Origin of the sequence: Pseudacidovorax sp., from assembly GCF_017991995.1 — a bacterium.
In the GTDB taxonomy this organism is placed as follows: Bacteria; Pseudomonadota; Gammaproteobacteria; order Burkholderiales; family Burkholderiaceae_C; genus Xenophilus.
This window is the reverse complement of the sequence record NZ_JAGOPN010000009.1, coordinates 154,752-176,570: the sequence shown is the minus strand read 5'-3', so window position 1 is coordinate 176,570 and position 21,819 is coordinate 154,752. Positions and strand designations below refer to the sequence as shown.

Annotated in this window: 19 protein-coding genes; 7 read left to right on the top strand and 12 right to left on the bottom strand. The window is 70.1% G+C overall.

Annotation, left to right across the window (positions count from 1 at the left end):
• Positions 1–22: 22 nt before the first annotated feature.
• The gene (locus KBC94_RS14215) at positions 23–700 is read left to right on the top strand and encodes a response regulator (RefSeq protein ID WP_294371104.1); all 678 of its coding nucleotides are present in this window, start codon (positions 23–25) and stop codon (positions 698–700) included.
• Positions 690–2,099, top strand: coding sequence for a sensor histidine kinase (locus tag KBC94_RS14210; RefSeq protein WP_294371102.1), 1,410 nt, complete (start codon positions 690–692; stop codon positions 2,097–2,099). Before KBC94_RS14215 ends, KBC94_RS14210 begins: the two co-directional genes overlap by 11 nt.
• Here the strand turns inward: KBC94_RS14210 and KBC94_RS14205 are convergent.
• From KBC94_RS14205 to KBC94_RS14185, 5 genes are all read right to left on the bottom strand, one after another.
• Complete coding sequence (locus tag KBC94_RS14205) at positions 2,081–3,610, bottom strand: tripartite tricarboxylate transporter permease (protein WP_294371098.1); 1,530 nt, start codon at positions 3,608–3,610, stop codon at positions 2,081–2,083. The two genes, KBC94_RS14210 and KBC94_RS14205, sit on opposite strands and share 19 nt — an antisense overlap.
• Positions 3,610–4,056, bottom strand: coding sequence for a tripartite tricarboxylate transporter TctB family protein (locus KBC94_RS14200; RefSeq protein WP_294371096.1), 447 nt, complete (start codon positions 4,054–4,056; stop codon positions 3,610–3,612). Before KBC94_RS14200 ends, KBC94_RS14205 begins: the two co-directional genes overlap by 1 nt.
• A gap of 31 nt (positions 4,057–4,087) precedes the next feature.
• Positions 4,088–5,032, bottom strand: coding sequence for a tripartite tricarboxylate transporter substrate binding protein (locus KBC94_RS14195; protein ID WP_294371310.1), 945 nt, complete (start codon positions 5,030–5,032; stop codon positions 4,088–4,090).
• 99 nt (positions 5,033–5,131) lie between these two features.
• Positions 5,132–5,554 (bottom strand): hypothetical protein, encoded by a 423-nt coding sequence (locus KBC94_RS14190; protein ID WP_294371092.1) that lies wholly within the window; start codon positions 5,552–5,554, stop codon positions 5,132–5,134.
• On the bottom strand, positions 5,539–6,729 hold the full coding sequence (locus tag KBC94_RS14185) for a hypothetical protein (RefSeq protein WP_294371089.1): 1,191 nt from the start codon (positions 6,727–6,729) through the stop codon (positions 5,539–5,541). Before KBC94_RS14185 ends, KBC94_RS14190 begins: the two co-directional genes overlap by 16 nt.
• A 158-nt stretch (positions 6,730–6,887) precedes the next feature.
• On the opposite strand from KBC94_RS14185, the gene KBC94_RS14180 reads away from it, so the two are divergent.
• The 4 genes from KBC94_RS14180 (at position 6,888) to KBC94_RS14165 (ending at position 10,969) form a co-directional block, all read left to right on the top strand.
• Positions 6,888–7,430 carry a hypothetical protein gene (locus KBC94_RS14180; protein ID WP_294371087.1) on the top strand — a complete coding sequence of 181 codons (543 nt, stop codon included), beginning with the start codon at positions 6,888–6,890 and terminating at the stop codon, positions 7,428–7,430.
• 439 nt (positions 7,431–7,869) lie between these two features.
• Positions 7,870–9,030, top strand: a complete 1,161-nt coding sequence (locus KBC94_RS14175; protein WP_294371085.1) for a prolyl oligopeptidase family serine peptidase — start codon at positions 7,870–7,872, stop codon at positions 9,028–9,030.
• A 20-nt stretch (positions 9,031–9,050) separates the two neighbouring features.
• Positions 9,051–10,037: a tripartite tricarboxylate transporter substrate binding protein gene (locus tag KBC94_RS14170; RefSeq protein WP_294371082.1), complete on the top strand. Its 987-nt coding sequence runs from the start codon at positions 9,051–9,053 to the stop codon at positions 10,035–10,037.
• On the top strand, positions 10,037–10,969 hold the full coding sequence (locus KBC94_RS14165) for a glyoxylate/hydroxypyruvate reductase A (protein WP_294371080.1): 933 nt from the start codon (positions 10,037–10,039) through the stop codon (positions 10,967–10,969). Before KBC94_RS14170 ends, KBC94_RS14165 begins: the two co-directional genes overlap by 1 nt.
• Before the next feature lie 23 nt (positions 10,970–10,992).
• On the opposite strand, the gene KBC94_RS14160 is transcribed toward KBC94_RS14165, so the two are convergent.
• Genes KBC94_RS14160 through KBC94_RS14145 form a run of 4 tightly spaced genes read right to left on the bottom strand, consistent with a single transcriptional unit; the run spans position 10,993 to position 15,252 of the window.
• On the bottom strand, positions 10,993–12,063 hold the full coding sequence (locus tag KBC94_RS14160) for a tripartite tricarboxylate transporter substrate-binding protein (RefSeq protein ID WP_294371078.1): 1,071 nt from the start codon (positions 12,061–12,063) through the stop codon (positions 10,993–10,995).
• Positions 12,032–13,540 (bottom strand): sensor histidine kinase, encoded by a 1,509-nt coding sequence (locus KBC94_RS14155; RefSeq protein ID WP_294371077.1) that lies wholly within the window; start codon positions 13,538–13,540, stop codon positions 12,032–12,034. The genes KBC94_RS14160 and KBC94_RS14155 overlap by 32 nt, the downstream gene beginning before the upstream one ends.
• The gene (locus KBC94_RS14150) at positions 13,521–14,186 is read right to left on the bottom strand and encodes a response regulator (protein ID WP_294371073.1); all 666 of its coding nucleotides are present in this window, start codon (positions 14,184–14,186) and stop codon (positions 13,521–13,523) included. The genes KBC94_RS14155 and KBC94_RS14150 overlap by 20 nt, the downstream gene beginning before the upstream one ends.
• Before the next feature lie 52 nt (positions 14,187–14,238).
• The gene (locus KBC94_RS14145; RefSeq protein WP_294371070.1) at positions 14,239–15,252 is read right to left on the bottom strand and encodes a tripartite tricarboxylate transporter substrate binding protein; all 1,014 of its coding nucleotides are present in this window, start codon (positions 15,250–15,252) and stop codon (positions 14,239–14,241) included.
• Between the two features lie 249 nt (positions 15,253–15,501).
• Here KBC94_RS14145 and KBC94_RS14140 point away from each other — a divergent pair, with 249 nt between their 5' ends.
• The gene (locus tag KBC94_RS14140) at positions 15,502–16,239 is read left to right on the top strand and encodes a transporter substrate-binding domain-containing protein (protein WP_294371067.1); all 738 of its coding nucleotides are present in this window, start codon (positions 15,502–15,504) and stop codon (positions 16,237–16,239) included.
• Positions 16,240–16,309: 70 nt separating this feature from the next.
• Here the strand turns inward: KBC94_RS14140 and KBC94_RS14135 are convergent, their stop codons facing one another.
• The 3 genes from KBC94_RS14135 to KBC94_RS14125 all read right to left on the bottom strand — a co-directional run bounded on the left by KBC94_RS14135 (position 16,310) and on the right by KBC94_RS14125 (position 21,774).
• Complete coding sequence (locus KBC94_RS14135) at positions 16,310–16,945, bottom strand: response regulator transcription factor (protein WP_294371065.1); 636 nt, start codon at positions 16,943–16,945, stop codon at positions 16,310–16,312.
• Positions 16,942–18,000, bottom strand: coding sequence for a HAMP domain-containing sensor histidine kinase (locus KBC94_RS14130; protein WP_294371062.1), 1,059 nt, complete (start codon positions 17,998–18,000; stop codon positions 16,942–16,944). Before KBC94_RS14130 ends, KBC94_RS14135 begins: the two co-directional genes overlap by 4 nt.
• 195 nt (positions 18,001–18,195) lie before the next feature.
• On the bottom strand, positions 18,196–21,774 hold the full coding sequence (locus KBC94_RS14125; protein ID WP_294371061.1) for a class I SAM-dependent methyltransferase: 3,579 nt from the start codon (positions 21,772–21,774) through the stop codon (positions 18,196–18,198).
• Positions 21,775–21,819: the final 45 nt, after the last annotated feature.

Genomic DNA, 21,819 nt, shown 5'->3' with positions numbered 1-21,819 from the left:
TGGCAACTTCGAGAGGGCAAGCATGAAGTTGTTGTTGGCAGAGGACGAGGCGGCGCTGGCCGACTGGATGGTGCGCGCGCTCACGCAGAGCGGCAGTGCGGTGGACTGGGTGGCCGACGGGCGGCTGGTCTCCCGCGCGCTGCGCGCCGAGCGCTACGACGCGCTGATCCTCGATCTGGGCCTGCCCGGACTGGACGGCGAGGACGTGCTGGCCAATCTGCGCGAGGACGACGAGGCACTGCCGGTACTCGTTCTCACGGCGCGGGACACGCTCGCGCAGCGAGTGTCCACGCTGCGGGGAGGCGCCGACGACTTCATGGCCAAGCCCTTCGAGATCGAGGAGTTGGAAGCGCGCCTGCTGGCGCTGGTGCGCCGGGCGCGCAGCCGCGAGCCGGCCCGGCCGAGCTGCGGCTCGCTCAGCTTCGATCCGGTCGGCAAGCGGTTTCAGCTGGGTGCGGAGTCCCTGACCCTCACACCGCGCGAACACGCACTGCTGAGCGTGCTGATCCGTGCGCCGGGTCAGCCGGTGGGCAAGGCCGAGCTGATGCAGCAGGTGTTTCCTGGCGACGCCGAGGTCAATCCGGAAGCCGTGGAAGTGATCATCCACCGGCTGCGCAAGCGCCTGAGCGGCAGCGATGTGCAGGTGACGACGATGCGCGGACTGGGCTATGTGCTGGAGGCGGTCGGCCATGCGCCTTGATGCGCTGCACCGCACCAGCCTGCGCCGCACGCTGACCGTGGTGCTGCTGGCGGGCGTGCTGGCCGGCAGCGTGCTGCAGGTGCTCGCCACATGGCGCACGGCCGATGCGGCGGTGAATGCGGCCTTCGACCGCTCGCTGTACGGCGCCATCCGCGCCATCGACGCGAGCATCTCCACCGAGAGCGGCGGCATCGGCGTGGAGCTGCCCTATGTGCTGCTAGAGTTCTTCGAACTGACGGCCAGCGGCCCGGTGCATTACCGGGTGGCTACCGAGGATGGGCTGGTGGAGATCGGCAGCCCCGACATCCCGATGCCGGACGAGCCCACGGCGCTGCGCACCCCGCACTTCCAGACCGTGGACTATGTCGACGGCCCGGCACGCGTGGGCACCTACGTGCGGCCGCTCGACGAGCCGGCGAGCGGCAACATCGTCATCCAGGTGGCCGAATCGCTGGCCTCGCGCACAGAGTTCAGCCGGCAGTTCATCCTCCAGGCCGTCATCCGCGACGTGCTGCTGGCCGTCTTGGCGGCGGCCATGGTTGCGATGACCGTGAGCTGGTCGCTGCGGCCGCTCAAGCAACTGCGCGAAGGCGTGCAGGCTCGTCAGGCCGACGACCTCTCGCCCATCGACACCGCGCGGGTGCCGGTGGATGTGCTGCCGCTGGTGCAGGCGACCAACGACCACCTGGGCCGCTACCGCACGCTGCTGGCCACGCAGCGGCGCTTTCTCGACGATGCCTCGCACCAGCTGCGCACGCCGCTGACCACCTTGCTGACCCAGGCCGGTTATGCGCTGCGTGAGCCGGACGACCGGCGCGTGCGTGAAGCCATGGAGGCCATGCGCGTCCAGCTGCGGGCCATGATCCGGCGCGTCAACCAGCTGCTTGTGCTGGCACGGGCGGACACCTCGCCGCTGCAGTCCGAGCGCACCGACCTGGCGGGGCTGGCGGGCGAATTGGTGCGCAGGCTATGGCCCGTTGCACGCCGCAACGCGGTGGACCTGGGGCTGGAGCACGATGGTGCCCCGGTGATGGCGCTGGCGCATGCAGGCCTGGTGCAGGAAGCGCTGTCCAACCTGGTCGACAACGCCCTGCGCCACACGCCGGCCGGCGGCAGCGTCACCGTCGGCGTGCGGGCCGAGACGGGAGGATGCTGCATCGAGGTAACCGACGAGGGGCCGGGCATCCCTGAGGATGAACTGCCGCTGGTGACCCAGCGCTTCTTTCGCGCAAGCAATGCCCTGGGTGCGGGCACCGGGCTGGGACTGGCCATCGTGCTGTCCATCGCGACGCGGCTGCACGGCCGCCTGGAACTGGCCCGCGCGCCGGGGGGCGGGCTGCGGGCCAGCCTGTGGCTGCCGGCCGCGCAGCCGCGCGTCGATCAGGCAGCCGGTGCCTGACCGAGCGCTGCGGCACGTCGCCGCGCGCGTTGCTGGCGCAGGCGCAGCAGCGGTGGCACCACCAGCATCAGAGCCGCGCAGATCCACAGGCCCAGAGAGATCGGGCTTTCCACCAGGATGGCGGTGTCGCCCTGGGTGATGGAGAGCGCGCGGCGCAGGTTCTGCTCCATCAGCGGCCCGAGCACGAAGCCGAGGATCAGCGGTGCCATGGGCACGCCCTGCTTGCGCAACAGGTAGCCGGCCACGCCGAGCACCGCCATCAGCACCAGGTCGAAGGTGGTGGCATGCACCGCATAGACGCCCACGGTGCTCACCGTCAGGATGGCCGGCACGAGCAGCCAGTTGGGCACCGACAAGAGCTTGGTGAACAGCCCCACCATCGGAATGTTGATGACCAGCAGGATCACGTTGGCCAGGAACAGCGAGGCGATGAAGCCCCACACCAGGTCCGGCTGCATGCTGAACAGGGCCGGTCCGGGCGTGATGTTGTAGAGCGCCAGCGCGCCCATCATCACGGCGGTGGTGCCCGAGCCGGGCACGCCGAGCGTCAGCATGGGCACGAAGGAGCCCGTGGCCGCGGAGTTGTTGGCTGCCTCCGGTGCCGCCACGCCGCGGATGTCGCCGTGGCCGAAGGTGCCTTCCTTGTCGAGGAGGCGCTTTTCCATGCTGTAGGTCATGGCGCTGGCCACCGTGGCGCCCGCGCCGGGCAGGATGCCTACCACGAAGCCCACCACGCTCGAGCGCAGCGTGCTCACCCAGGTGTACTTGACCTCGAACCAGTTGAAGAGCTTGCGGCCGGTCTGGCGCACCATGCCGCCGGTGCTGTGGTGGGCCTCCAGCATGAGCAGGATCTCGCTGATCGAGAACACGCCGATCACCACCACCACGAACTGCACGCCGTCCGACAGGTGCACGTCGCCACCGGTGAAGCGGTAGATGCCCGAGTTGGAGTCCAGCCCCACGCAGGACAGCGCCAGCCCAAGGATCGCGGCAATGCCGGCCTTGACCGGCGCATCGCCCAGCAGCCCGGTGATGCAGGCGAAGGCAAAGCACATCAGCGCGAAGTACTCGGCCGGGCCGAACGAGATGGCCCATTGCGCCAGCAGCGGGGCCAGCATCACGATGCCGGCGGTGGCGATCAGCGAGCCTACGAAGGAGCTCCAGGCCGAGATCGACAGCGCCACGCCGCCCAGCCCTTTGCGGGCCATCGGGTAGCCGTCGAGCGCCGTCATGATCGCGCCCGCATCGCCGGGGATGTTCAGCAGGATCGACGAGATGCGCCCGCCATATTCGCAGCCGATGTACACGGCGGCCAGCAGGATCAGCGAGGTCTCCGGCGGCAGCTTCATGGCGAAGGCCAGAGGCATCAGGATGGCGACGCCGTTGATCGGCCCCAGCCCGGGCAGCAGGCCGACCACGGTACCGATGAAGGCGCCCAGTGCCGCCGTGATCAGGTTGACCGGCGTGAAGGCCACGCCGAAGCCGCTGAGCAGGAAGTGCAGCGTCTCCATCAGAGGGCTCCCAGCACCGGCGCCAGCCAGCCCATCGGCAGCACCACATCGAGCAGCCGGTCGAACATGTAGAAGGCGCCGGCCCCCAGCACTGCGCCGGCGGCCAGGCACTTCAGCGGCTTGCCGCCGAAGGCCATGCCCACGGGCACCGCCACCAGCATGGTCGCCAGCGCGAAGCCCAGCACCTCGAAGCACAGGGCATAGGCAAAGACAGCGCCCAGCACTACCGCCACCTGCTTCAGCGGCAGGCCGCGATAGTCGGTCGCATCGGCCGAGGGCTTGATGGCCAGCCACAGGCCCGCCACGGCCAGCAGGCCGGCCAGCAGCATCGGAAAGGCCCGCGGGCCCACGGGTTCATAGGAGATGTCGGCCACGTAGTGGCGTGCGGCGAGGGCCATGACGGCCGCCACCAGCACGCACGCCACGCCAAGGATTCGGTCGGTCATGCGTCGGTCGCTCGTGCGCTGTGCGCGGTGTTCAATTCGCGACCTTCAGCCCGAAGTCCTCGACCAGCTTGCGGTACTGCGCCACCTGCTGCTTGACGTAGCCGTCGAGCTCGCTGCCCACGATGGCCAGCGGGAACAGGCCGCGCTCGTCGCGCAGCTTCTCGTAGGCGGGCGTGGCCGTCATCTTCGAGAAGGTCTGGGCCCAGGTTTCGTAGTCGGCCTGGCTCACCTTGGGGCCCAGGTAGAAACCGCGCACGATGGGCCATTGGATGTCCGCGCCGGCTTCCTTGGCCGTGGGCACCTTGGCGAACTCGCCGGGCAGGCGCTTGTCGGACATGACGGCCAGCACGCGCACCTTGGTGCCGGCCTTGGCCTGTTGCAGCGTCTCGGCCGCATCGCCGGTGAACACATGGATGTGGCCGCCCTGCAGCGCGGTCATGGCCTCGCCGCCGCCTTCGAAGGCCACAAAGCGCATCTGGCGCGGGTTGACGCCCGCGGCGCGTGCCAGCAGCGCGGCCTTCATCCAGTCCTGGCTGCCGATGGTGCCACCGGCACCGAGCACAACCTTCGACGGGTCGGCCTTCATGGCGGCCATCACGTCCTGCAGGGTCTTGTAGGGCGAGTTCTCGGCCACCACCACGGCGCCGTAGTCGGTGCCGATGGCCGCGAGCCACTTCACGTCGTTCTCGGAATATCGGCCGAACTTGCCTTGCGCGAGGTTGAGCAGCGAGCCGCCCGAGAAGGCCACGATGGTGTTGGCCGCATCGGGGCGCTGCGCGATGACGGTGTTGTAGGCCACCGCACCGATGCCGCCGGGCATGTAGGTCACGCGCATCGGATCGGCGATGTACTTGCCCTCGAGCAGGCCGCTTTGAACCAGCTTGCAGGTGAGGTCGAAGCCGCCGCCCGGCTTGGCCGGTGCGATGCACTCGGTCTTGTCGAGCGGGCCGGCCAGGGCCGCCGTGGCCGCGGCCATCAGGACGAGGGACAGGGAAAGAGGACGAAAAGCCATGTGAGGTCTCCAATGGGATCTAGCGTCCCCTGACCTTATCGGCGCACGCCTTTCGTCCGGCTTTCAGCGAGATGCCGTAGAAACCCTGGTCCGCAGCTGAGCTGGAAAGCGACCCACGGCAACGGCGCCCTGCGCGAAGGTCACGCGCACCACTACATCGTCGGCCGGCTGCAGGCGCACGCCGGGGAAGAAGAGCGCGTTGTCGCCCTGCGGCTTGCCGCCATGACTTTTCTCCATGCCGTTGCGGAGAACGATCAGCGTCGGCGTGCTGCCTGCCGTACGCACGCGCTCACCGTGGTCCTCGACGTAGAAGTGCAGGCCGTCGCGGCGCTGCACCAGCTCGAAGGAGGTCTCGCCATCGTTCATCACCCCGCCATGCTTGGGCGGCCAGTCGCCGTGGGCGAAGGCCACCCATGGCGACGCGGCCAGCAGCAGCGCACCAGTGCCCCGCACGAGGGCGCGGCGCGACTTCAGTCGTACTTGCATTCCAGGGCGCCCGCGCGCGGGTTGGGGAACTGCTGGCCGGGGCCGGGGCCGGTCGCCGGCAGGCCGTAGGCGGCCTTCATCTTGTCGTTGGCCACCACCTTCACGCCGTCGCGGCCATAGGTCCAGGCGTCGAAATAATTGGCCGGATAGATCTGCGGGACCTCCACCGTCTTCAGGAACTCCTTCAGCTTGGGCTGGTCGTCCTCGCTGTAGGCATAGTGCATGCCGTAGGTCAGGCTGAAGGACTGCCCGCCCGCCGCACGCGAATTGAGGTGGTGCGGCATGAAGGTCTTCACCTCGAACTCCGGGATCACCGTGCGGGCCTGGTAGACCATGCGCGACTCGGGTCCCCCTTGCCACACGTCGAAGCTCTTGAGACCCGCGGACTTGAGGGCGTCCTTGAGGTTCTGCAGCGGCGAGCCGTAGGTGGTGGTGACGTTCTGGCCGTTCTCCACCGTGGTGACCACGCGCGGTGCAGTGAGGTCGGGGCCGCCGGCGCCGCTGTCGGAGACGAACCAGCTGAGCGTCTCGCCCGTTTTGATCTTGGTGGTGAAGAGGAAACCGAAGGTCTCGGGGCCGCCGGTGCCGTTGCTGAACTCGTCGCAGTCCACGCTGTGCACCCAGCGCACGGCGCGGATCTGGGTGAAGGCATCGAGGTCGATCACCTCGCCGCCCTTGAGCCCCACGCATTGGTCGGCCGGGATTCCGTTGCTGCCCACCAGCGTGGCGCAGGCGGCTGGCGGTGCGTACACGCGCTTGCTCGTCTGCTTGGCCCACTCGGGCAGTTGCACGGAATGGTCGGGATGCACATGACCGAGCAGCACGACATCGACCGAGTTGCCGGCCACGCCATCGGTCAATGCCGTCAGGGCCTTGGTGACGGCGGCGGCATTGGCGGTGCGCCCGGAGTTCACGACTTCGCCGTCGAGCATCACGCCCTTGTCGCCGATCTGGTAGTGCCAGTTGGTGATGCCGAACCAGGTCATCCGTACATCGGCTGGTGCCTTGGCCAGCGGATCGACGGCAGGCGGCGGTGGCGGCGGCGTGCTGGGCTGTTCGGAAGAGGGGGGTGGGGGTGCCACGAGGTCCACGCTGGTCTGCTTGCTTCCGCCGCCGCATGCGGCCAGCAGCACCACGGCTGCGCAAACGCCCGTCAGGGCAAAGGTTCTGTTCATCATGTCTCCAGAGGTGCGGGCGCCACGGTGGCCCGCGCGTAGCGACCATAGAAGGTCGCGCCTTTCAATTGGCTTTCAGTTCGTCCTGGGACCTGTACCGATGGAATGCGGCTCCAGAGTGGGAACAATCGTGTGCTGCGCTTGGCCATTCCGAACCCATGACCTTTCCTCGCGTTGCCGACCCACCGCTCGCGCATCTCCTGCGTCGCGTTCGGCTCGCATGCGCCATGCTTGTCGTTGCTGGCGTCCAGGCAGCATGGGCAGACGACGCGCCTGTCGTTCAGCTGGGCGGGACCGTGATGCATGCTGACGCGACCCGCAGCCTGGCGCTCATGGCCGTGGGGCCGTCGGGCTGGCAGTTGTATCGAGCCCGTTCCGCCGTCACGCCGGAGTGGACGATCGAAGCCGTGCGCGTCGACGAGGTGGTGCTGCGCACCGTCGAGGGGCGGCGCATCGTGGTGACCCTGAGCGCGACCCAGGCGTCGGGGGCCGGGCCTGGCGCGCCGGTGTCGATGACGGGTCGCACGCCGCCTCTTGCTGCGACGGCTGTCGATCCCTTGGTGCAGACGCCCAGGCCGGCGCGGCCGGTGGCCGACCGCCTGCCAATGTCGCCGCAGCGGGCTGCGGCCTTGCGATCAATGCCTTCGACCGCATCGATCCAGGCGGCGCAGCGCGAATTCGAGCTGCCGCCGAACGACTGAGCGGCGTTCGCTCAGTCCGCCGCATTCGCTTCTGCCGAGGCACCGAAGGTGCGCGGGCGATGCATGCATCATCCGCGGCGATGCGAACCATCGCCAGATTCCATTGGTGCCGCCCTGTCCGCACTCCTATGCTGAGCGCCGCTCATCACGGCCTCACACGCACCCTCTCCGCCAGGCGACTCCGGCGGTCCGCGTGCATGCCAAGGCCGTGGGTCGGCAGTGATCGACACCGCCGCCCATCGAAGCACGACAGCATGCGCCCACGACGCTGATCGCAGAAGGAGACAAGACTGACCAAGACATCCGCCGCTGCCAGCCCGAGAGGCTGAAGCGCGACCCCCGCCGGCCTCCGGCTCGACGATCCGCCGCCTACCGCCCAGCACCCATGCGGTCCTGGTGGCGCAGCCGTGCGCGGTCGCTATCTTCAACAACCGAGACGATGTTCGAATACTTCCCTGACAACTACGCCTGGAGCCTGGCGGTGATGATGGCCGAGACCTGTGGTGGCGCCATCGGCGATATCGACGAAGCATGCAGGCCGCTGCGACCCTACGCCTCCGTCAAAGGCGACGCCTCGTCCCTCGCATGGACGCAGAGTTGGCTGAAGGTCGCCGACCGCGTGTCGGCGCAGGCCGAAGTCGACCGGCGCGCCGGTCGCGCCTTCAGTGCGGGACGCAAGCTGCAGCGCGCCTGCACCTACTACATGATGGCCGAGCGTCAGATGCGCCACGCCGACCCGCAGCGCATGCCGGTCTACCACCGCATGCTCGACAGCTTCGCGGGCTGGCAGGCCACGCTGGAGCAGCCCGTGGAGCGCTGCGCCGTGCCCTACGAAGGCAGCACGCTGCCGGCGCTATTCGTACGCGCCGGCGACGGGCGGGGCCCGTGCATGGTGATGTTCGACGGCTTCGACATCATGAAGGAGACGATCTGCCTGATGCAGATCCACGAGGAGTTCCGCCGCCGCGGCATCTCGATGCTGATCGTGGACCATCCGGGCGTGGGCGAGGCACTGCGCCTGCAGGGCCTGCTCGGCATGCCCGAGACCGAGCGTCCGGCACGCGCGAGCCTGGAATACCTGCTGGGTCGCGATGACGTGGACCCTGCGCGCATCGGCATCATTGCGCCATCGGCGGGCGGCTACCACGCCGTGCGTTCGGCCGCACTGGAGCCGCGCTTCGCCTGCTGTGTGGCCTGGACCGGCGTGTGGGACTGGGGCTCGCTTTTCGAGAAGCGCCTGAAGGGCCAACTCGCACAGGCGGTGCACTTCCATCTGGAACATGCCGAGTGGGTGTACGGCGCGCAGGGCGTCGAGGACGTCGTCGCGAAGATGGCGCCCATGCACCTGGGCGGCATCGCCGAGCGCATCCGCTGCCCGCTGCTCATCACACACGGCGGCAATGACCGGCAGACGCCGGTGACCGAGGCGCACCAGGTCTACGCCGCCGCCGTCCATAGCGCGCGGCGCGAACTGCGGGTCTTCACCGCCGAAGAAGGCGGCTGCGAGCACTGCCACGTCGACAACCAGGCGCCTGCCACCGACTACATGGCGGATTGGGTGGCCGAGGTGCTGGGCGGACACACCGCGCCCGCGCGATGACCGCCACGAGGAGACAGAGCATGCCCACTTCCATCCCACGCCGCCGCGTGCTGACGGCGGCAGCCGCCGGTGCCGCCTCGCTCGCCTTCGGGGCCTCGGCCCAGAGTGGCTATCCCGACCGGCCCATCAAGCTGATCGTGCCCTTCGCCCCGGGTGGCGCCACGGACATCACCGCCAGGATGGTGGCCGACCGCCTGCGCATCGAGCTCGGCCAGCCCGTCGTCATGGACAACCGCCCCGGTGCCACCGGCACCATCGGCACTCAGGCGGCGATGCGCTCGCCGGCCGATGGCTACACGCTGATGTTCACGACCTCGACCAATCAGGTGATCGCGCCGCTCCTGCTGGAGAAGCCGCCCTACGACGGTGCGCGCGACTTCGCGCCGATCACGCTGCTGATCCACTATCTGGGCGTGTTGATGGTGAGCACCTCGGTGCCGGGCAGGACCCTGGCCGACTTCATGGCCTACGCCAAGCAGCGGCCCGGAAAGCTGAACTACGCCTCCTCCGGCGTGGGCAGCACCAACCACCTGCTGGGCGAGCTGTTCAAGAGCCGTACAGGGCTCGATCTGGTGCACGTGCCCTACAAGGGCTCTGCCGCCGCCGTGCAGGCCTTGGCCGCCGACGAGGTGCAGATGTACTTCGACACCGTGCCCAACGCGCAGATCTGGATGAAGCAGGGCAAGGTCAAGGTGCTGGCCTTGAGCAGCGACGCCCGCTCGAGCCTGATGCCCGGGGTGCCCACGCTGGTGGAACTGGGCGTGCTGGACGCCGGCGCAGACTACTGGATGGGGCTGATGGCCCCGCTCGGCACGCCCGCGCCCATCATCGCCCGCGTGCGCGAAGCGGCGGCCAAGGGGATGGCCTCGGCCGAGATGCAGCAGTTCGCGGCCAACGGGGGCGGCGAGATCAGCACCGGCACCCCCGAGCAGTTGGCCAAGCTGCTGGTCGACGAGCAGCGACGCTGGGGCGAGGTGATCCGCCGGAACAACATCCGCGCCGAGTGATGGCGCTGCTGCTGCATGCGGGGCCCGTGCCCCTGCCGGAGTTGCGCGCCGCGGTGCAGGCGCACTGCGGCGACGAACTGCCCGTGCGCATCTGGCCCGACGTGGGAGATGCAACGGAGATCGAGTTCGCGCTCGTCTCGCGCATCCCGCACGGCGCGCTGCAGGCGCTGCCCCGGCTTCGCCTCGTGGGCTCGCTGCACGCCGGCGTGGACCACCTGCTGCGCGACGGCGGCATTCCCGCCGGGGTGCCACTGACGCGCCCGGTGCCCCAGGGCGGCGATGTGCTCATGAACGAGTACGTGTTGACCCAGGTACTGCAGCTGCATCGCGAGCTGCCGGCCTATGCGCAGGACCAGCGCGCGCGGCGTTGGTGCAAACGGGCCCCGCTGCCCTTGCGCGTGCGTCGCGTCGGCTTCCTCGGTTTCGGTGCGATGGCGGCGCCCGCGGCACGCCTGCTGCGGCAGGTGGGCTTCGATGTGGCCGCGTGGGCGCGCCGGGGCCGGTCGGAGGACGGCATCCACGTCTTCGAAGGCGCCGCGGGCCTGCGGGCGCTGCTGGCCCGCTCGCAGATCCTGGTCAACCTGCTGCCGCTGACGCCCGACACCGAGAACCTGATCGACGCGCGCCTGCTGGCCCAACTGCCGGCGGGCGCCTCGCTGCTGAACGTCGGTCGCGGCGAGCACGTGGTGGACGCCGACCTGCTGGCCGCGCTGGACAGCGGTCACCTCGCCGCCGCGGTGCTGGACGTCTTCCGGCATGAGCCGCTGCCACCCGAAAGTCCGTTCTGGCAGCACCCGCGCGTGGTCGTGACCCCGCATGCCTGCCGCAGCGTGGACATCGAGGCCGTGGTGGCACAGTTCGCCGAAGAGGTCGCGCGGGTGCGCGCAGGCCTGGCGCCGCTGCGTGCGGTGGACCGCGGCGCCGGCTATTGACGCTGGCCGCGGGGGGCAGCCCCTCAGCTGCCTGTGCGGCTCCTGCGGCGCAGGCCCAGTTCCGCGGCCAGCTTCTGGTACTTGTCCAGCTCCGCCTCCACGAAGCGCGCCAGGGCTGGACCGGTGAGCGCGAAGGGATAGAGCGCATGGCGGGCCAGCAGCTGCGCATAGCCTGGCGCCTTCATCGCCTCCTCGAACGCGGCGGTCCAGGCGTGCAGCGCCGGCTCGGGCACGTCGGCGCTGAGGTAGACGCCGCGCACGGTGGGCCAGACGATGTCGATGCCCTGTTCGCGCGCCGTGGGCACCCCCTGCAGTACGCCGCCCAGGCGCTGGGCCGAAAAGACGGCCAGGAAGCGCAGTGAAGCGCCGGCGTCCATGGCCTGGGCGGCTTCGGCGGCGTCGCCGCAGAACACGTCCACATGACGCCCCTGCAGCGCATTCAGTGCATCGCCGCCGCCTTCGAAGGCCACGAAGCGCATCGTCTTGTGGTCGCCGCCGCTGGCGCGCACCAGCAGCGCGGCCTTCACCCAGTCCTGGCTGCCGACGGTACCGCCGGCGCCGAAGGCAATGCGCCCGGGCTTGGCGCGCAGCACTTCCACCAGGTCCTGAAGCCGGCGGTAGGGCGAGTCGCGGTGCACGGCGATCACGCCATAGTCGGCACCGAGCAACGCAAGCCAGCGCACCGCCGAGACGGGGTGCGGACCGAAGCGGCCCTGCGCGATGTTCAGCAGCGAGCCGCCGGAAAAGGCCACCAGCGTGCCGGGGCCGCCGATGCGCCCGGTGGCGATCTGGTCGAAGGCGAGGGCACCGATGCCGCCGGGCAGGAAGCGCTGGCCCAGCGAGGGCCGCTGCGGCCGCACCGCCTGCAGGGCGTCGCGCGCCAATGCGCAGGTGAGCGCGAAACCCCCGCCGGCCTTCGCCGGAATGACGCATTCGGCAGCCAGGACGCTTGGGTCCGGGATGGCCGGCAAGGGGGCGGCGGCTGCGGCGGCGAGGGCAGCGCCTGGCGCGCCCGCAGGCAGCACCAGGGCTGCGACGGCCCGCAGCAGCAACTGGCGGCGATCACGTGGGCGTGCCGGGGTGCGATGCCTCATGGGTGTCTCCTGTCGTTCTTGCAGTGTCGGCGCGGCGGTCGCGCGGCCACCAGAGCTCGGCATGCAGGCCGGACGACGGCGCACGGTCCCGCAGCCGCAGTTCGCCGCCATGGCGCTGGGCGATGGATCGCGCGATGGCCAGCCCCAGGCCGAAGCCGCCCGGCCGCGCGCCGCTGCCGCGCTGGAAGCGCTGGCCCAGGCGCGCAAGGTCCTCGGCATCCAGGCCGGGGCCGTTGTCCTCGACGGCCAGCTGCCAGCCCTGCGCGTCGCTGCCGGACAGCAGCGTCACGGTTCCTCCTTCGGGCGTGTACGCCACGGCATTGGCCACCAGGTTGGCGAAAGCCTCGCGCAGCAGATGGCGGTCTCCGAAGGCGGCCGGTGCGCCTTCCTCGGGCTGGATGCCCAGGTCGATGCGCTTGCGGCGGGCGGCCGGCAGCCATTGCAGCGCGACCTCACGCAGCAACTCCCCAGCGTCGAAGAGTGCGGCCTCCACCGGCACCGTGTCGCTTCGGCCCAGCGCCAGCAGCTGCTGCGCGCTGCGCGTGGCGCTGGCGATTTCGGCCTTGAGGGCGGCAAGCGCATCCTGCACCATGCCCGCGTCCTGCTCGCGCCGCGCATAGTCCACCTGCATCTGCAGCGTGGTGAGGTGGGTGCGCAGCTGGTGCGACGCGTCGTCCAGGAACTGGCGCTGCAGCGCCACCAGCTCCTGCGTGCGCGCCATCTGCCGGTTGACGGCCGCCACCAGCGGGCGGATCTCGGCCGGCAGGTTCTCCTGCGAGATGCGGTTCAGGTCCTCGGGCGGGCGCGCCTCGACCTCCTGCGCCAGCCGCGAGAGCGGCCGCAGCGCTGCCAGCAGCGCGGCCGTGGTGCCGCCCAGCAGCAGGAGCAGCACCAGCAGGTCGCGCAAGGCGGCACTGCGCACGAAGCGGGCGCTGAAGACCTCGCGCGACTGGGTGCCTTCGCCCACCTGGATCATCACGCGGCGCGCCGTGCTGCCGGCGGGCGCGCGCTCCAGCTCGCGCTCGTAGGCGGCCAGCCGCACCGGCTCGCCGAAGTACACCGCGTCGTAGAACACCGGCACGCCCAGGGGCGGCGGGGTGCCCGGCTGCGGGAAGTCGGCGCTGCCCAGTTCGACCAGGCCGTCGGAGGTGGCGACGCGAAAGAACACCTGGCCGCTCGCCGTCAGCTCGAAGAACTCGAACATGGTGTAGGGCATCTCCAGCGAGAGGCCGCCCGAGGCGGTGGAGATGTTGGCGTCGATGGACTTGAGGGCGCCCAGCAGCGACCGGTCGTAGGCCGAGTTGGCGGATTCGAGCGCATCGTGCCGGGTCATCCACAGCTCCAGCGCCGTGACCGCCGCCAGCCCCGGCAGCAGGAGCAGGGCCAGCCGCTGCCACAGGCTGCTGCGCTGCAGCCAGCGCGAGGCGCGAAGGCGCAGCCGCGGCGGCGCCGCAGGCTCATTCCGGCTCGAGCACATAGCCGAGCCCGCGCAGTGTGACGATGCGCGCGCCGCTGCCTTCCAGGCGCCTGCGCAGGCGGTAGACCAGCACCTCCACGGCCTCGGGATGCACCTCGTCCTGGTCCGAGAACACGCGGTCGATGATCTGCTGCTTGGACAGCGGCTCGCCGGTGCGCTGCGCCAGCGCCCGCAGCACGGCGGATTCGCGCGGCGACAGCGCGAGCACTTCGCCGTGCAGCGTGAACTGCCGTCGGGTGCTGTCGTAGACCAATGGCCCGCACGCCAGGCGCGGATGCTCCACGCCGCGGGCGCGGCGCACCAGTGCATGCAGGCGCGCCTCCAGTTCGGCAAGGGCGAAAGGCTTGGCGAGGAAGTCGTCGGCGCCCGCGTTCAGGGCCGCAACCTTCTCGTCGACCGAATCACGCGCGGTGAGGATCAGCGCCGGGATGCGCTGGTCGCGCTCGCGCAGGCGCTGCAGCACGCGGTGGCCGTCCAGTCCCGGCAGTCCCAGGTCCAGCACCAGGGCGTCATGGTCACGCTGCTGCAGGGCCCGGTCGGCGAGGCGACCGTCGTCCACCCATTCGACCTGGATGCCCGAATGCTCCAGCGCCCGGCACAGCCAGGTGCCGAGGGTGTGTTCGTCTTCCGCCAGGAGGATGCGCATGGTGGCCGATGCTAGCTGCGGCCCATGCCGCTTCGGCAGCCGGCAGCGCCGCTCAGTCGGGCTTGATGTTGGCGCGCGCGATGACCTTCTGCCAGCGGGCCTGCTCGGCCGCGATGAACTGCGCGAACTGCTCGGGGGTGCCGCCCACCACCTCGGCCGCATCGGCGCTCATGCGCTCCAGGGCCGGTGGCGACTTGGCGGCCTTCATCGTTTCGGCCGACAGCTTGGCCAGGTGGGCCGGCGTCATCGAAGCCGGGGCCATCATGCCGTACCACTGCGTCATCTCGAAGCCCGGGAAGCCCTGCTCGGCCACGGTGGGCACGTCGGGCAACTGCGGCAGGCGACGCGTGGAGCCGGTGCCGATGCAGCGCAGCTTGCCCGACTTGATGAAGGGAATCACGGCCGCCGCGCCGATGGCCGAGGCCTCCAGCCGGCCGGCCATCAGGTCGGTGAGCATGGGGCCGGTGCCCTTGTAGGGCACGTGCAGCATGAAGATGTCCGCGCTCATCTTCAGGTATTCCATGGCCAGGTGGCCGGCGCTGCCGTTGCCGGCCGAGCCGTAGCTCAGGCGGCCCGGGCGGGTCTTGGCATAGGCGACGAATTCCTTGAGGTTCTTGGCCGGCACGTCCGGATGGATCACGTACAGGCTGGGCACCTTGGCCAGCAGGCTGACGGGCTTGAAGTCCTTGTTGGGGTCGTAGGGCAGCTTGGCGAAGATGTACGGATTGACCGCCAGCGTGCCGATGTGGCCCAGGATGATCGTGTGCTGGTCGTCGGCGCGGGCCACGTCCTGCATGGCGATGTTGCCGGCGGCGCCCGGCTTGTTGTCGACGTAGACGCTCTGGCCCAGGGTCTTGCCCAGTTCGGCCGCGGTGGAGCGCGCGACGATCTCGGACGAGCCGCCCGGTGCGAAGGGCACCACGAAGCGCACCTGGCGCGTGGGCCAGTTGTCCTGGGCGAAGGCCAGGTGGGGCAGGGCGCCGGCGGCGACGGATGCGGCGGCACCCTGCAGCAGGCGGCGGCGGGTGGGCAGGGCGGGGTGGGCGAGCGGGTCGTGGTGCGTCATGGCGTCGTCTCCGGAACTGTTCTTGGGGGCGCGGCGGCGAGGTCCGCCAGAAAAGAATTCGGCCCGGCCAGCGCGATGCCGGCCGGGCTGGAGCGCATGGTGCACAAGGCAAGCTGTCAAAAGGCTTTCAGCGCCCGGCAGTGGCGCTTGCGCCAACGCCAGGCGTCAGGCACGTCGACGATGATCGGGTCGGTTCTGGGGCGGCCCTGCCGGCCCCGTCTTTTTTGGCCCGCTTCCAAGGAGTCCACCATGTCCCTCATCGATCCGGCCGTCGCGGCCGCCTTTGCGCCGCGCGGCGTGCTGCGCGCCTCCATCAACCTCGGCAATTCCATTTTGGCCCGCCGCGACGCGGACACCGGCGATGTGGGGGGTGTCTCGGTCGATCTGGCCCGCGCGTTCGCACAGAAGCTGGACGTAGGCCTTGAGCTGGCGGTGTTCGACACCGCGGCCGCGTCGGTGGCAGCGGTGAAGGCCGAAGACGCGGACATCGGCTTCTTCGCCATCGACCCGCTGCGCGGCGAGGGCATCCGCTTCACCGCGCCCTATGTGCTGATCGAGGGCGCGTACCTGGTGCGCGATGCCTCGCCGCTGCAGTCCAACGACGAGGTGGACCGCGCCGGCACCCGCGTCATGGTGGGCAAGGGCAGCGCGTACGACCTGTACCTGACGCGCGAACTCAAGGCCGCCACCATCGAACGCGCGCCCACCTCGCCGGCGGTGGTCGACAGCTTCATCGCCGAAGGCGCCGACGTCGCGGCCGGCGTCAAGCAGCAGCTGCAGGCGGATGCCGCGCGCATCGGCGGCCTGCGGCTGTTGCCGGGTCGCTTCATGGTGATCCAGCAGGCCATGGGCACGCCAAACAGCCGGGGCGGGGCCGCGGCCGCGGCGCTGGCCGCCTTCGTGGAAGAGGCCAAGGCCAGCGGCTTCGTGGCCGAGGCGCTGGCGCGGCACGGGATCGAGGGCGCGTCGGTGGCGCCTGCGGCCTGAGGGCCGCGCGGGGTGGCTGCGAGCGCGCCGCTCGCAGCGCGTGCCCTCCTGGCCGGTGAGTCTCGGCGCTTCAGCCCACGTCGCCCAGCCGGTCCGCCATCCGCACCAGCTCGGCCAGCGAGGCCGCCTGCATCTTGCGCATGGCTTGGCCGCGCCGCACCTTCACCGTGACCTCGCTCAGCTGCAGCTGCCAGGCGATCTGCTTGTTGAGCTGGCCCTGCACCACGAGGCGCACCACGGCCTGCTCGCCCGGCGTCAGCAGGGCCCAGCGCGCCCGCAGGTCCGCGCCCGCGGCTTCCTGCGCCAGGCGTTCGCGGTCGCAGGCGATGCCCTGGTGGATGGCATCGAGCAGGTCCTGCTCGCGGAAGGGCTTGGGCAGGAACTCGATGGCGCCGCCCTTCATGGCCTCCACCGCCATGGCCATGTCGCCGTGGCCGGTGATGAAGACCACGGGCAGGCCGATGCCGGTGGCCCGCATCTGCCGCTGGAAGTCCAGGCCGCTCTGGCCCGGCATGCGGACGTCGAGCACCAGGCACGCCGGGGCCGGTTCGCGGGGATGAGCCAGGAAGTCGCGCGTCGCGCCGAAGCCGATGGCGCGCAGCCCGACCGAGGCGAGCAGGTCTTCCAGCGCCGCGCGCACCGAATGGTCGTCGTCGACCACATAGACGATGGGTTCCGCGTCGGCGGGCGAGGTCGGCGGGGTCAAGGCAGCTTCTCCTGCAGGGCGGCGGGCAGGCTGAACCGGAACACCGCCCCCAGGCCGGCGGCGGGCTCGGCCCAGATGCGGCCGCCGTTGGCTTCGACGATGGTGCGGCTGATGCTCAGGCCGATGCCGATGCCCTGGGGCTTGGTGGTCCAGAAGGCGTCGAACAGGTGGGCCTGCACCTCCGGCGCCAGGCCAATGCCCGAGTCGCGGATGGTGAAGACCACGGTGTCGCCCTCGCGGGCGGTGTCGATGTGCACCTCGCGCGGCGCGCCGGGCGCGGCGGGCATGGCGTCGAGTGCATTGAGCAGCAGGTTGCCGATGACCTGTTGCACCTGCACCGGATCGGCCCACACCGGCGGCAGTCCGACGGCCAATGCCTGGTGCAGGTCGATGCCCTCTTCCTGCAGCCGGTCTTGCGACAGCGCCACGATCTCGCGCACGTTGGCGTTGAGGTCGAAGCGGCTGGCCTGGGGCGGTTCGCCCCGCGTGAGGCGGCGCACCCGGGCGATGACGCTGCTGGCCCGCTCGGCATCGGCCTGCATGCGCTGCAGGGCCTGGCGCGCCTTGTCGAGTTGCGGCGGTGCCTGCGCCAGCCAGCGCTGGGCGGCATTGCCGCTGGTCACGATGGCCGCCAGCGGCTGGTTCAACTCGTGCGCAATGGAGGTGGTCAGGCCCGACAGGTTCTGCGCCCGGGCGATGCGTTCCAGCCGGGCCTGTGCCGCCTGCGCCGCGGCCCGGGCGCGTTGCATGCGCAGCACCAGCCAGGTCACCATGGCGATGGCCGACACGCTCAGGCCCATGTTGATCAGGCCGGCGTGGTAGTGGCCGCGCGGCGTGAGCATGAAGCTCAGCACCGTCATCGCGATGCACGCCGCGCCCAGGGCGCGCAGCGCCCGCGGCTGGAGCGCCCGCTCGGCCGACAGCACTACCACCGCATAGAGCACCGCCGCCGCCACCTCGTAGTTGGTGAGCGTGTCCGCCACGAAGATGGCCGCCATCGCCACGGCCACGAGGGCGACGCGGAGGACGGAGCGGGTTCGGGCCAGGAAGAGCATGGTGCGGCGCGCAGCGAGGACCGTCATACACGCCGGGAGAGCGGCATGCGGCCAGGCGGGATTGTGCGCGACGTGGCCAGGTTGGCGGCCGTCGCGCGGCCGCACGGGCGCGCCCCGTTGCGACGATGCCATGCTGCACACGTCGGTTCCGGCGGTGCAGGGGCTATCCGCCTTTGCCCGTGCGACGACGGTTGGTCAGCTGCGGTTGGCGCGCGCTGCCTGCAGCGCGAGTTGCTCGTCGATCAACGACACCCAGGGATGCCGCGTCTTGAAGTCGTCCATGAGGCGCCGGTAGTTCTCGGGCGCCGTGGTCTCCGTCTTAATCATCGAGGCGGCGTGCACGCGGTATTCGGCGAGTGTCTGGGGCTCCCAGAGGCCACGCTGGCCCTGCTCGGCGAGCCGGCACCAGAAGTCGTAGTCCTCCCAGCCGTGCCTCACGTGGTCGTAGCCGCCGACGATGGCCCAGGCCTCCTTGGCCACCAGGGCCATGGCGTCCACGTAGTTGCCCGCCACGAAGCGTTGCGGTTCGTAGCGCGCGTCGCTGATGGTGCGGCGCGAGGCGCCGAAGTGCTGGATGGTGGGATAGACAAAGGCCACGGCGTTCGCCCGCATGACGCCGTACAGCGTTTCACAGCAGGTCGGCAGCAGCCGGTTGTCGGCGTCCAGCGGCAGCACGTAGGGCGTCCGTGCAAGTCCGAAGCCCACGTTGCGGGTCATGGCCAATCCGCTGTTGACCGCGTTCCTCGCCACCACTGCCCGGTTGAAGCGGTGGGCGTTCTCGCGGACCCAGGCCAGTGCCGTGTCCAGGGAGGCGTCCGTGGAGCAGTCGTCCACCACGATCAGGTCCAGCACCGCCAGGCTCTGGGCCTGCACCGACTCCAGCGCCTCGACGATGAATTGCGTGTAGTTGTACAGCGGGATGATCACCGAGATCTCGGCCACCTCCGGCTCCGCTGCCCAATGCTCGAAGAGCACGGTGGACGGCACCAGCGTGGGGCTGCGCCACGGTGTCGCTCGGATGCGCGCGTCCAGCGCGAACCCCCGCGCGGCCTGGACGTCGCCACGCAGTTGATCGAGCACGCAACCGAACCGCGCCGCGCGCTGCAGAGGACCGAACTGCGCCAGGGCGCTGAGATGCGCGGCGGCGGCGAGCCCGTCGCGCAGCGCCGGCTCGTCGACCAGCCGGGACAGGCAGCGGTACCAGTCGTCGCCGTCGGAGGCCAGCAGGCCGGTCGCTTCGTGCGAGATGGCGCGGCGGAAGGGGCCGGTGGGCGAGGCGATCGTGGGCACATGCAGCAGTGCCGCCTCGAAGAACTTGAGTTCGCTCTTGGCTTCGCAGAAGGGGTTGCCGAACTCCAGCGGTGCGATGTTGATGTCGAAGCGCGCCATCTCCTGCGGCAGGGTCTCCAGCGTCTGGAAGGGCCGCCACTCGATGCGGTCCTCCAGTCCTTCCAGCGCCGGGAATTCCTCCACTTCGACCAGGCGCACGCCCGCCAGCGTCTGGAACAGGACCAGCCGGCAACGCGCGTTCTCGCGCAGCACGCGCGCAATCGCCTCGATGGCCAGGCCGAGGTCGCGCTGGTGGGTGCGTGAGCCGCCGGCGTAGCCGATGCGGATCAGGTCGTCGCTGCGCGTGCTGCGCCATGCCTGCGCGCTGCGAAGCGAAAGCTCCAGCGTGCCGTGGTCGAAGCCATTGGGCACGACGTGGGTGCTCTTGCCGGCCCAGCGCATGTGGTAGGCCAGTTCCTGGGTGCTGGCCAGGCAGATGTCGGCGGCAAGCATCGCGCGGCGGATGTTGGCGAAATGCGCCCGGACATGCTCGGGCACATGGCCGTCAGAGCGGATGCCATCGATGAACTTGATCTGGGCGAGGTCCGGCTCGACCATCAGATCGTCGATGTCGAACACGACCATCTTGCCCTGCGCGCGCATGCGGGCGACCGCCTCCTGCAGTGCGGGCGTCCAGGGCGTGCGCCACAGCATCATCACATCGTGCTGGGCGGTCAGCGACAGCTTGTCCTGCAGCTGGTCCAGGCGCACCCACTCCGAGGGCACGCCATTCATCCGCGCCGCCTCCATGTACCGGGTCACGCGGTAGATGTGCCCGGGGGTGTCGGGTTCGCCGGACACGTAGAAGATGGAGAAGCGCTGGGCCGGCAGGGCCGGAAGGGCGGGCTCGCCCTGCGAGAGGCCGTGCACGGCGGCGTGGCGCCCTTCCTCGATGCCGTGCTCCATGTAGTGCAGCAGCGGATTGAGGCCCGCCGCTGCCACATCCGTGTATTGGGACAGGTAGGTGGCGGACGAGAACAGGGGGCCCGGGTCGCGGCCCTCGATCGCACCGTATCTCAGGTAGTGGTCCGCGGGGTCCAGCCCCGCTGACGCGACATCGGGATAGGTGAGCAGGTACCAGGCGCGATCGAAGTACGGGGAGCGGCGGATGGTCTCGGTCTCCCAGGTCTCGCCGATGGCAATCTTCCGGTTGCGCAGACGCTTCGCAATGCGGCGAAGCCGTCCCGGCTCCGCAGCCTTGGCCTGCGTAGCGGGATCGGTCTGGACGTCGCGAAAGCGCTGCAGCAGCGCACGGGAGTGTTCGCCTTGTGCCTGGGCGCGCTCCTTCCAGGCGACGGCGATCTGCTGCTGAAGGCCTGCCTGCCGGTCCGCGGTCACCGCGCGTTCCTGCGCCTGGGCCAGTTCCGTGGTCAGCTGGGCCACCATGCGGCGCAGTTCCGCCACCCGGCGTCCCGCTTGCTGCTGCACCAACTGCGTCGCGTGCGTGGTGGCCTCGGCGCGCTCGGCCCGCGCCTCGGACTGCGCGGCACGTGCCTCGGCCGCCTGGGCCTGCTGCGCCAGTGTCTCGAGTTCGGCACTGCGCTGCGAGTCGGCCTCGACGGTGCTGCTTTCCGTCGCGGCGGACCGCTCGGCGCGCAGTTGCGCCAGCTCGGCCTCGGCCTGCACCTGCTGGGTCTGTGCCGCTTGCAGGCGCTGATTGAGCTCGGCACTGCCCAGTTGCTCGCGGGTGGTCACGAACCATCGCGTGCCCAGGTGCGAAAAGCGGGTGCGCACGGCGTCCGCCTTGTCGGCCTCGAGCTTGCACAGGGCCTTGATCGCGGCCGGCGCGTTGCGGCCGACCGCCAGGACGCCCAGGCCGTGCCCGTGCAGGAACTCGAACGACGGGTACTGGCCGATCAGCTCGGCGAAGTAGCGAAACACCCCGAAGTCGCGGCTGCGGACGTTGGTGTCGTGGAACAGGACCACGGCCCGGTCGGACAGCTTGGGCAGCCAGGTCTCGAAGTCGTGGCGCACCGCTTCGTAGGTGTGGAAGCCATCGATGTGGAGCACGTCGACCGAGCCGTCGGCGAAATAGGGCAGGGCGTCGTCGAAGGTGGACTGCAGCAACTCGGAGAAGGCGCTGAAGTGCTTGTCATGGAAATCGCGCAGCGCGTAGTAGACCTGGGGGTCGAAGTGCCCCGCGTGCTCGTCGCCCGCCCAGGTGTCCACCGCGTAGCAGCGCGTGCCTGTCTCCAGTCGGGCCACGGCCTCGCAGAAGGCGGCGTACGACACGCCGTTGTGCGTTCCCAGCTCCACCAGCGTGCGGGGCCTGCAGGCCGACACCAGCCAGAAGGCGAAGGGGGTGTGGGTCCACCACGCGCTGGGCTTTCCCAGCAGATGGGGTGTCCAGAACAGCGGCGCCAGCGCCGGGTCCGTCAGGACGTCGAGAGAGCGGTCAAGGCGCGTGCACTCGACGGCGGGAAGATGAACGGGGGTGTCTTGCATGTATTGCCGCTCAGCGTGTGCCGAGGCCTCTCTTCAGATCGATGG